This is a genomic window from Stenotrophomonas sp. STEN038 (assembly GCF_056759895.1).
The window spans coordinates 39,930-48,614 of sequence record NZ_JBRRDW010000035.1 but is presented as its reverse complement, the minus strand read 5'-3'; the positions used below and the strand labels follow the sequence as shown (position 1 = coordinate 48,614).

The 8,685-nt window shown below is 62.3% G+C and carries 9 protein-coding genes and 1 tRNA gene; 3 read left to right on the top strand and 7 right to left on the bottom strand.

The window, feature by feature from the left end:
* Positions 1-65: 65 nt before the first annotated feature.
* The gene (locus tag ACVOLS_RS14625; RefSeq protein ID WP_481546193.1) at positions 66-917 is read right to left on the bottom strand and encodes an MBL fold metallo-hydrolase; all 852 of its coding nucleotides are present in this window, start codon (positions 915-917) and stop codon (positions 66-68) included.
* A 12-nt stretch (positions 918-929) separates the two neighbouring features.
* On the opposite strand from ACVOLS_RS14625, the gene ACVOLS_RS14620 reads away from it, so the two are divergent.
* Positions 930-1,898 carry a GlxA family transcriptional regulator gene (locus ACVOLS_RS14620; protein ID WP_481546192.1) on the top strand — a complete coding sequence of 323 codons (969 nt, stop codon included), beginning with the start codon at positions 930-932 and terminating at the stop codon, positions 1,896-1,898.
* A gap of 130 nt (positions 1,899-2,028) precedes the next feature.
* Here ACVOLS_RS14620 and ACVOLS_RS14615 read toward each other — a convergent pair whose 3' ends face one another.
* Positions 2,029-2,298, bottom strand: a complete 270-nt coding sequence (locus tag ACVOLS_RS14615; protein ID WP_481546191.1) for a putative hemolysin — start codon at positions 2,296-2,298, stop codon at positions 2,029-2,031.
* A gap of 292 nt (positions 2,299-2,590) precedes the next feature.
* Here ACVOLS_RS14615 and ACVOLS_RS14610 point away from each other — a divergent pair, with 292 nt between their 5' ends.
* Together ACVOLS_RS14610 and ACVOLS_RS14605 are read left to right on the top strand one after the other, a co-directional pair.
* Positions 2,591-2,899, top strand: a complete 309-nt coding sequence (locus ACVOLS_RS14610) for a hypothetical protein (RefSeq protein WP_481546190.1) — start codon at positions 2,591-2,593, stop codon at positions 2,897-2,899.
* Between the two features lie 242 nt (positions 2,900-3,141).
* Positions 3,142-3,372 carry a DUF1653 domain-containing protein gene (locus ACVOLS_RS14605; RefSeq protein ID WP_481546189.1) on the top strand — a complete coding sequence of 77 codons (231 nt, stop codon included), beginning with the start codon at positions 3,142-3,144 and terminating at the stop codon, positions 3,370-3,372.
* Between the two features lie 1,117 nt (positions 3,373-4,489).
* Here the strand turns inward: ACVOLS_RS14605 and ACVOLS_RS14600 are convergent.
* The 5 genes from ACVOLS_RS14600 to pheT form a co-directional block, all read right to left on the bottom strand.
* Positions 4,490-5,038, bottom strand: coding sequence for a DUF805 domain-containing protein (locus ACVOLS_RS14600; protein ID WP_481546188.1), 549 nt, complete (start codon positions 5,036-5,038; stop codon positions 4,490-4,492).
* Positions 5,039-5,436: 398 nt separating this feature from the next.
* Positions 5,437-5,513, bottom strand: a tRNA-Pro gene (locus ACVOLS_RS14595).
* Positions 5,514-5,574: 61 nt separating this feature from the next.
* Complete coding sequence (locus tag ACVOLS_RS14590; protein WP_303746832.1) at positions 5,575-5,931, bottom strand: MerR family transcriptional regulator; 357 nt, start codon at positions 5,929-5,931, stop codon at positions 5,575-5,577.
* Positions 5,912-6,211: an integration host factor subunit alpha gene (locus ACVOLS_RS14585; protein ID WP_054657702.1), complete on the bottom strand. Its 300-nt coding sequence runs from the start codon at positions 6,209-6,211 to the stop codon at positions 5,912-5,914. The genes ACVOLS_RS14590 and ACVOLS_RS14585 overlap by 20 nt, the downstream gene beginning before the upstream one ends.
* 21 nt (positions 6,212-6,232) lie before the next feature.
* Complete coding sequence (pheT, locus tag ACVOLS_RS14580; RefSeq protein WP_481546187.1) at positions 6,233-8,614, bottom strand: phenylalanine--tRNA ligase subunit beta; 2,382 nt, start codon at positions 8,612-8,614, stop codon at positions 6,233-6,235.
* Positions 8,615-8,685 lie beyond the last annotated feature (71 nt).

The following is an 8,685-nucleotide window of genomic DNA, read 5'->3' as shown; positions in this document are numbered from 1 at the left end:
GCCATGCTCGGCAGCGGCCTTCCCGGGAATGCCCGTTGCCGAGCATGGCTCGGCACTACCCCTGCTCAGAATTCGAGCACCTCGCCATCGGCAGGAACCCGCAGGCGATCCGACAGTCCGGCCTCCCGCGCAGCCAGCGCCAACGCCGGCCGCCCCACCGGACAATGGCTCAACGCCTCCAGATGGTTGGCAACAACAAAGCCGTCGGCTATGCGCGTAAACGCCAGCGCGTCATCCAGCCCCATGATGATCTCGCCGCCAAGATCAAAGCGCGCGCCGCCTGCGGGGATCACGCAGACATCCGGTTGCTGCCTGCGCACGAAATCTTCGATGGCAGGGGTAAGCACGGTGTCGCCAGACAGATACAGGCGGGGCTCGCCGGGGATCTCAATCAGATAGCCCACACCATGCTCCATGAAGCGCCCGATCACACCGCGGCCATGCGTACAGCGCACAGTACGAATGCTTCCGTCCAGAAAAGGACTGGCGAGCTCATGCGCCTCGGGCAAGGTCTGCACATTCAAGCCGCGCGCCGCCAGATGCGCGGCGTCGTGCGGCGTGCAGATCACCGGAATTCCCCGCTCACGTAGCCAGCGCTTGCCTGCACGGTCCAGATGATCGAAGTGACCTTTCTGGCAGTGGGTAATCAAACAGTGGGTGACCGATTGCAGCGCCGACTCTGCTTCTGCTGGCAGATCCACCAGCGGGTTGCGCTGCAGACCTGCAAACAGGCGCAGCGGCGGCAGCACCGCCCTGCCCGCCAGCATCGGATCGACCAGGATCCGATGCGGACCGATTTCGACAATGATCGTGGCATTGCGGAGCTGCTGGATTTTCATGGTTTGGCCGGTAGAAAGAGGGCCCCATGGTGAGCCGGCGACGCCTGATCGATAATGGCAAGAAACACCATATTCCATTCAATCCCGGCCATGCCAAAGACCTGCCAGATCGGCCTCCTGCTCTATCCCGGCTGCATGCCTGCTGGCCTGCTTGGCTTCGCCGATCTACTGCATGCAGCCAATCGCCGCACCGGCAAGCCGCTGTTCCAAACCCGTTTCGTCGGTTTGAAAGCCGGGCCGGTCAACTGCAGCCAAGGCCTGGAAATGCTGGCCCATGGCAGCATCGACGACCCACTTCTCGACGCCGTGCTCGTCCCCGGATTCTGGGCCGAATCCGCAGCCGAGGTGGAAGCCACGCTGCACAACAACGCCGCACTGATACGGGCGCTTGCGCGGCTCCCCAAGCGCTCGCGGCTGTGGAGCTACTGCGTAGGCGTCAGCCTCGCTGCAGCCAGCGGGCGGCTGGACGGGCAAGCCGCCACCGCCACCTGGTGGTTGCTCGACAACTTGCGCCAGCGCCATCCGAAGATACGCTGGCAGGCAGAGAGCACCTGCATCCATGCAACGCGACACGCCACCGCAAGCGGCGTCAGCGGCTACCTGCCGATTGCGCAGCATCTGATCGAACAGACAGTCAGCCCCGCCATCCTGCAGGATCTGGTCAAGCTGATGGTGCTGCCAAGGCCGGCACAGACCCACGATGCCTTCCGGGCGCTGAGCCTCATCCAGCAATCCAGCACCTTGCTGCGCAAGCTGCATGCATCGGTTGAAGCATTGCCTGCAGATCAGCTGACCATGGACCGGCTTGCAGAACTACTGGGTATGTCCAGCCGCACGCTTGCACGCAAGGTAAAGGATGAAACGGGTTGCGCCGCCGCAACGTACTCGCGCCGCATCAAGCTCGCCCAGGTCGCCGAGCGCCTGACGCTCACCTCGACGCCGCTTTCAACAATCAGCAACGAACTGGGCTTCAGCAGCGACTCGAACCTGCGGCGCATGTTCAAGGAGCTGACCCGGCTCACGCCCATGCAGTACCGGCAGCGATTCTCGCGTCAGTGATGGCAACGAGCCGAGCGTGGCTCGGCACTACATCGCATCGCGCATGACTGATGCTTGCTCATCCTGTTGGTCGTTGGCCCACGACACAGGCGACCGTCAACACGCAATCCAAGCCAAACACGCAGCCCACTTATTTCGTGCCCGTCGCGTGGTCGCGCCGGAACAGCTCCCACTCTTCAATCTGGGTGCCATCGGCAAGGTGGCAGATGCCGTACTCATCACCCTCGCTGTTCTTCTTGATCTCGACCTTGCCGCCCTTCTTCACGCAATACTCGGATGCAGGATTGGCCATACCCACACGCGGCTGGGCAGCCTCTGTCTTCGCGTCATCTTTCGGCGCACAGCCCGCGACCGCAGCAGACAGCAGCAAAGTAGCTACACAAAGTACAAGGGATTTCATCGATGCTCTCCAGGGCGACTGCCATATTCTCGCCAGCAGACCAGCAAAAGATTGTGATGACGCTACGGCCTCACCACCAAACCGCGGGGGCGCCACATTCAAAGTCTCGCGCAAAAGCGTTGCACACGCTTTTCGGCTCTTGCGAGACCGCCAGAGCCTTGGGTTGCCAGACTGATCCCTGCTCCAACGGTCCGCCTACACATCAACGCCACCGGCAGGATTGCGCGTTACCTGCCGGTTTGAATCCCATCTGGCAGCCGGTAAAATCCGCCCTTTGGCGAAGGAGCAGAACATGCCCAAAGACACGCTGCTTCACGACATGCTGACCACCTTGGACAGGCTCATCACCGTCTTCTCCTCAGCCACCCCCGATGAGAAAGCCTGGCGCGAGGCGATCATCGAGATGCGCGAGATCCGCGCCTCATTGCCCGCATCTGCACTATTGGAAAGATTCGTGGGCAAGCGCATCAGGCAGTCTCTCGATATTCGCGGCTTGAGCCTCACCAATGGCCCAGCCACGCGAGCGCTCCTCGGCCCCAGCATCGTGGCGAACCTGACGCTGGCCAGGCAAGTCCTGGAAGGCTATCTGGGCAAGCCCTGAGGATAGAAGCCAGGTGCCAGCCACTCTTGGCGGCCCCTGACCTGAGCAGAAATCAGCGACGGGTTTACATCAATGCATTGAGACGACACTTCCACTGTTCTTCGGGATTTGACCGGCACAAGCATGCTTGAGCCAATATGCGCCTTTCGCCACGGATCAGAACCAGCCTCATTTCCAGTGCTCAGGCAACGCTTTTTCCCGGCTACTACGATCCGCCGCCCTACCCGACAGAGAAATCGTCAATGTCCGACCTTCCGCCTCTTCCCACTCTCGCGCTTGGACACTATCGCCATTTCAAAGGCGGCGAATACGAAGTCATCGGCCTCGCCCGGAGCAGCGAAACACTGGAAGCGCTGGTGCTCTACAAGCCCTTGTATGGCGACCTTGGCGTGTGGGCCCGACCCTATTCGATGTTCGTGGAGCAAGTGACGGTCGAAGGCGTGTCTCAGCCGAGGTTTGCCTACCAAGGCTGATAGTTGCCTGCAGGCGCGACCATTTCACGCGCAGCACTGTGCCAGAGCCGAAACGAATCACAACGAGACCGACCTGCGCAATGACAAGTTCAGAGGCAGCTGACGCTACCGATGTCCCCACTTCTTGAACGCAATCTCTGCCGTCTCAGCTCGTAATCTGCGCTCATTCCGTCGCGCCCATTCCTCGCATCCCGCCTTGCCCGTCTCGTAGCTCCGGCAGCTGCGCGGCGGATGCAGCACCGCTCCGCCAGGTGGCGGCAAGTGGTACGCGAGGTTCACGAACCACGATCCGTCCAGCCGCTCGACCAATCGGGATACGGCAATCTCGTTGACGTAAATCGCCGTCAGCTGGCTCTCGAAGTCTGCGACCTTCGCCCATTTGAAGTTGTCTGGAAGCATGGCCCAGCATGGCGCCATGGCGTCTCAAAGACTGGGATCTGAGACAGCAACGCCCTCAACCAAGTGATGCCGCCTTCAATGACTAATCAGCCCTGAACTCATCCGGCCAGAGTGGCTCTCGCTCGATCGGGCGGCTGATCTGGATGCGGGGGGCCTCGATTCTCGAACCCTGCCCAACTGGAACTGGAATTGGAACTGATCTTTCAGTAAGTGTGTACGCCGAAAGAGAGAACTGGCGAAGGACTCCTTTGCACTTGTCACCCCGTAACGAGTAACCCGAGCTGAGGTCGAACCTGATGGGTAGCGAGTACAGGCCATTCTGATCAGTGAGTGTCAGAGCTGGCCCGTAAGCTTGCGAATTCTGCAGCCAAGAGGCGCCCACCATTGCTCCAGCCAATGGCGCACCACTCGCATCGATGACCGAGCCAGAAATGACATAGAAGCGAGACTGGCATTTTGCCAGCCCCTCTGGAACAGCGACCACGAATAGAAGGAGTATCAGAAGTACTCGCATAGGACTAAACACCCAATGGCAGGATCTGTGGTCCGGTTATACCGACTACATCGGTTGTCCGCACCGCCTCATAACCTACCCCACCCTGCTTGAGACGGCCCGACCTCCGGGCTGCAAGGTCGAGCTACAAGATGACGGATCACCACTGGATGCACGTCGCACCCATATCCAGACATGCCCCAGCCCATCGGGCACCCCTGCTCATCATCCCGTAGCCACCTCGGCCGGCTCCTTCTCCTTGGTCGGATAGGTAAGCAGATAGAGCAGCACCAGGATGCCACCTACCGGCGCCAGACTGATCAGCTGCCACCACGGGTTGAGACCGGCGTCGCGCAGGCGCCGGGTGCAGGCCGCGATCCAGGGCAGCAACACCAGCAGCGAGGTGATTTCCAGCGCCCATTGGCCAATGGCCTCAGCAAACAGCTGGGCGAAGGCAAGCACCATCGCCACAGCCAGGGCGAACCACCAGAAGTCCGCCCGCGGGGTTGTGCCGGTGAACTCCAGGCCGCGCAGCACGCCGTCGCGCATTGCCTCCAGCGCTGGCTGACTGGGGGACGGATCACCCGTCAGCAGGCTTTCGGCAGGCACCTCGAAGACGGCAGCCAGTGCCCGCAAGGATTCCGTCGAGATCTTCGCGCCGGACTCCAGGCGCTGGATGGTCCTCAGGTTCAAACCGCTCAGATTGGCCAACTGCTCCTGCGACCATTGCCGGCCGGTGCGGAGCTCGCGAAGTCGGGCGCTGTTGATGTGCATGAAAGACCCCTTGAATCAGTTGTTTGGCTTACCGACATCATCCTGCCCTTCCCGGTTCTGGGTAACGACATCAGCCCGACACGGACAGGACACGAGCCCGACCTGGCACTGGCGGCCCTTGGCCTGGCCCGAGCATAGCGCCCTGCGAACCTTTGATTCATGTGTGGGGGATTCATCCTGAGGGCAGCCCGCAGCGGATGGATTGGAGGCCGGAGACGGCCAATCGCCGCTCCACGGCATCCAGTCCGCGCGACGACCTGGCACCATCCCGGCATGCCCAAAGCGCTGCGGCAAACAGCCGGCACCGGCGTCTCATTGCCGAAGCAGCAAACACCTGGCAACAAAACGAAAAAGGGCTCGCGACATAAGCCGCAAGCCCTTCATCCGAAGCAAGTAATTGGTCGGGACGGCCGGATTTGAACCGACGACCCTCTGCCCCCCAGGCAGATGCGCTACCAGGCTGCGCTACGCCCCGATCGTTACTGCTTTCGCCTTGCGGCGAGCCGGTGATTATACCGGTTTTCACACAAAAAAGTTCAGCGGCGGAGCAGTTGCAGTACTTCTTCCAGCTCCATGCGCACCTGCTTGATGATCTGGTTGCTCAGCGCCGACTCTTCGCGGGCGCCCTCGCCTTCCAGTCGCAGGCGGGCGCCACCGATGGTGTAGCCCTGTTCGTACAGCAGGCCACGGATCTGCCGGACCATCAGCACGTCATGGCGCTGATAGTAACGACGGTTGCCACGGCGCTTGCCTGGCTCAAGGCTGGGAAACTCGGTTTCCCAGTAGCGCAGCACGTGCGGCTTGACGTCGCATAGCTCGCTCACTTCACCAATGGTGAAGTAACGCTTGGCCGGAATCGGCGGAAGTTCGCGGTTACTGCCCGGATCCAGCATATGCCTCCACCCGCTCCTTGAGCTTCTGGCCCGGACGGAAGGTGACTACCGTACGGGCGGAAATCGGAATTTCCTCGCCGGTCTTGGGGTTGCGACCCGGGCGCTGGTTCTTGCGCCGCAGATCGAAATTGCCGAAGCCCGACAGCTTCACTTGACGTCCCTGTTCCAATGCATCGCGCAACACATCGAAAAACGCGTCGACAAATTCCTTGGCCTCACGCTTGTTCAGACCGACTTCGTCGAACAACCGATCCGCCATCTCCGCCTTGGTCAATGCCATGCCTGCTCCCTGTATCCCGCCTCAGCCACGGATCTTTGCGCCGTGCCCATGATCAATCGCCGTCACCACGTCGGTGACTACGGCTTCCACGTCACGGTCCGTCAATGTGCGCGACTTGTCCTGCAAAATCAAGCCCATAGCCAAACTCTTGAAACCCGGCTCGACGCCCTGGCCGACATAACGGTCGAACAGCGCGACTTCACGCAGCAGTTCGCCGGCAGCAGCCCGGATGGTTGACGACAGCTCAGCCCAGCTGACCGATTCAGCTACGACCACGGCCAGATCCCGGCGGACCGCCGGGAAGCGCGACAATTCGCTCGAACGTGGCAGCGAACGCGCAGCCAGCGGGGCCAGATCCAGCTCGAATGCGTAGACATCAGCATCCACTTCCATGGCCTTGGTCAGGCGCGGGTGCAGCTGGCCGATCCAGCCGATGCACTCGCCATCACGCCAGATGTCCGCCGAACGGGCCGGGTGCGCATACGGGCGCTGCGAAGCACGGAATTCCAGCGTGGCGCCAGAGGCTGCAGCCAGCGATTCCAGATCACCCTTGAGGTCATGGAAATCGACCTTGCGCGCCTTTTCGCCCCACTGCAGGGTGGCAGCGTCGCCGCACACGGCAGCCGCAATGCGCACGGTTTCCTTGGGCGCGGGCTTGCCCTCGCCGGCCTGCGCAGCGAACACGCGGCCGATTTCGAACAGGCGCACGCGCCCAGCCTGACGAGCGACGTTGCGACCCAGCGTTGCCACCAGACCCGGCAGCAGCAGCGGTCGCATCACCGCCAGCTCCGCCGAGAGCGGGTTAGCCAGCGCAACCAGGCCTTCGTTCTGCTGCCACTGCTTCAGCAGTTCGGCATCAACGAAGGCAAAGTTGATGGTTTCCAGCATTTCGCGGGCCACCAGCTGGCGGCGCACACTGAGGTCATCCAGGCGGGTTTCGCTGGGCATGGCGATGCGTGCAGCGCCGCCCGGCAAGGTGGTCGGGATCGACTCGTAGCCATGGATACGGGCCAGTTCCTCGATCAGATCTTCTTCGATGGCGATATCGAAGCGACGGCTCGGACCGGTAACGTTCCAACCATCGGCAACAGCCTCGACCTGCATGCCAAGCGCGCGCAGGATGCGCTCGACTTCAGCGTCTTCAATCTGGATGCCGAGCACGCGCACGATGCGGGCGCGACGCAGCAGGATCTTGGCGGCGATCGGCAGGTCGGCTTCGCGCACGGCTTCGGTGACCGGCGCCGGCGTACCACCAGCCAGTTCCATTACCAACATGGTGGCGTATTCGATGGCGGTACGCGGCAGCTGCGGATCGACGCCACGTTCGAAGCGGTGACCGGCATCGGTGTGCAGGCCGAGCTTGCGGCCGCGGCCCATGATCGCCGCCGGGGCGAAATGAGCAGCCTCCAGGAAGACATTGCTGGTCGCATCGGTGACGCGGGTATCGAAGCCGCCCATCAGGCCAGCCAGGCCGACCGGACGGTCGGCATCGGTGACCACCAGGAAGCTGTCGTCCAACGCCGCGTCGCGGCCGTCGAGCAGCTTGAGGCTTTCACCGGCACGCGAGCGGCGCACGGCAATCGGCCCCTTCAGCGTATCCAGGTCATAAGCGTGCATCGGCTGACCGAGCTCCAGCATCACGTACTGGGTGATGTCGACCAACAGCGACACCGGGCGCACGCCACTACGGCGCAGGCGCTCGGCCATCCACAACGGTGTGGTCGCGGCGGCATTGACGCCTTCGATCACGCGGCCGAGATAACGCGGTGCTTCGGCACCGGCGTCGAGCTGGATGCTCAGCTCATGCGCGCCCTGTGCCGGTACCGCATCAGCGGCAAACGGCTTCACTTCGCTGCGGGTAGCTGCGGCGACGTCGAACGCAATGCCACGCACACTGAAGCAATCGGCGCGGTTCGGGGTCAGCTTGATCTCGATGCTGGAATCTGGCAGGCCGAGGTACTCAACCAGCGTGGTGCCGACCGGTGCGTCGTCCGGCAGTTCCAGCAGGCCGGAGGCATCGTTGTCCAGGCCCAGCTCCTTGGCCGAACACAGCATGCCGTTGGATTCCACGCCGCGCAGCTTGGCCGGCTTGATCTTCAGCTCGCCGATCTGCGCGCCAACCATTGCCAGCGGCGCGACTAGACCCGGGCGCGCATTCGGCGCGCCGCAGACGATCTGCAGCAGTTCGGCCTGGCCTGCATCGACCTTGCAGATCTGCAGACGGTCGGCTTCCGGATGGCGGGTAGCTTCGACGATGCGCGCAACCACCACGTTGTCCAGGCCTGCGCCCAGCGCAGTGACTTCTTCGACTTCCAGACCGATGGCAGTCAACACGGCGCTGAGTTCGTCGCGCGAGGCGGTGGTCGGTACGTGGCTGCGCAGCCAGCTTTCAGAGAATTTCATTTGTTTACCTTGATGGGAGGCGGGCCTCCCGTTGCGGTTTCTTTTGTTGATGCCCAGCGCTTTGCGCCTGG

Coding starts and splice junctions, on each gene's coding strand:
- ACVOLS_RS14605 (WP_481546189.1), top strand. CDS start 3,142: ATGTCCGACCTTCCGCCTCTTCCCACTCTCGCGCTTGGACACTATCGC.
- ACVOLS_RS14585 (WP_054657702.1), bottom strand. CDS start 6,211: ATGGCATTGACCAAGGCGGAGATGGCGGATCGGTTGTTCGACGAAGTC.
- ACVOLS_RS14590 (WP_303746832.1), bottom strand. CDS start 5,931: ATGCTGGATCCGGGCAGTAACCGCGAACTTCCGCCGATTCCGGCCAAG.
- ACVOLS_RS14620 (WP_481546192.1), top strand. CDS start 930: ATGCCAAAGACCTGCCAGATCGGCCTCCTGCTCTATCCCGGCTGCATG.
- ACVOLS_RS14610 (WP_481546190.1), top strand. CDS start 2,591: ATGCCCAAAGACACGCTGCTTCACGACATGCTGACCACCTTGGACAGG.
- ACVOLS_RS14600 (WP_481546188.1), bottom strand. CDS start 5,038: ATGCACATCAACAGCGCCCGACTTCGCGAGCTCCGCACCGGCCGGCAA.
- pheT (WP_481546187.1), bottom strand. CDS start 8,614: ATGAAATTCTCTGAAAGCTGGCTGCGCAGCCACGTACCGACCACCGCC.
- ACVOLS_RS14625 (WP_481546193.1), bottom strand. CDS start 917: ATGGAATATGGTGTTTCTTGCCATTATCGATCAGGCGTCGCCGGCTCA.
- ACVOLS_RS14615 (WP_481546191.1), bottom strand. CDS start 2,298: ATGAAATCCCTTGTACTTTGTGTAGCTACTTTGCTGCTGTCTGCTGCG.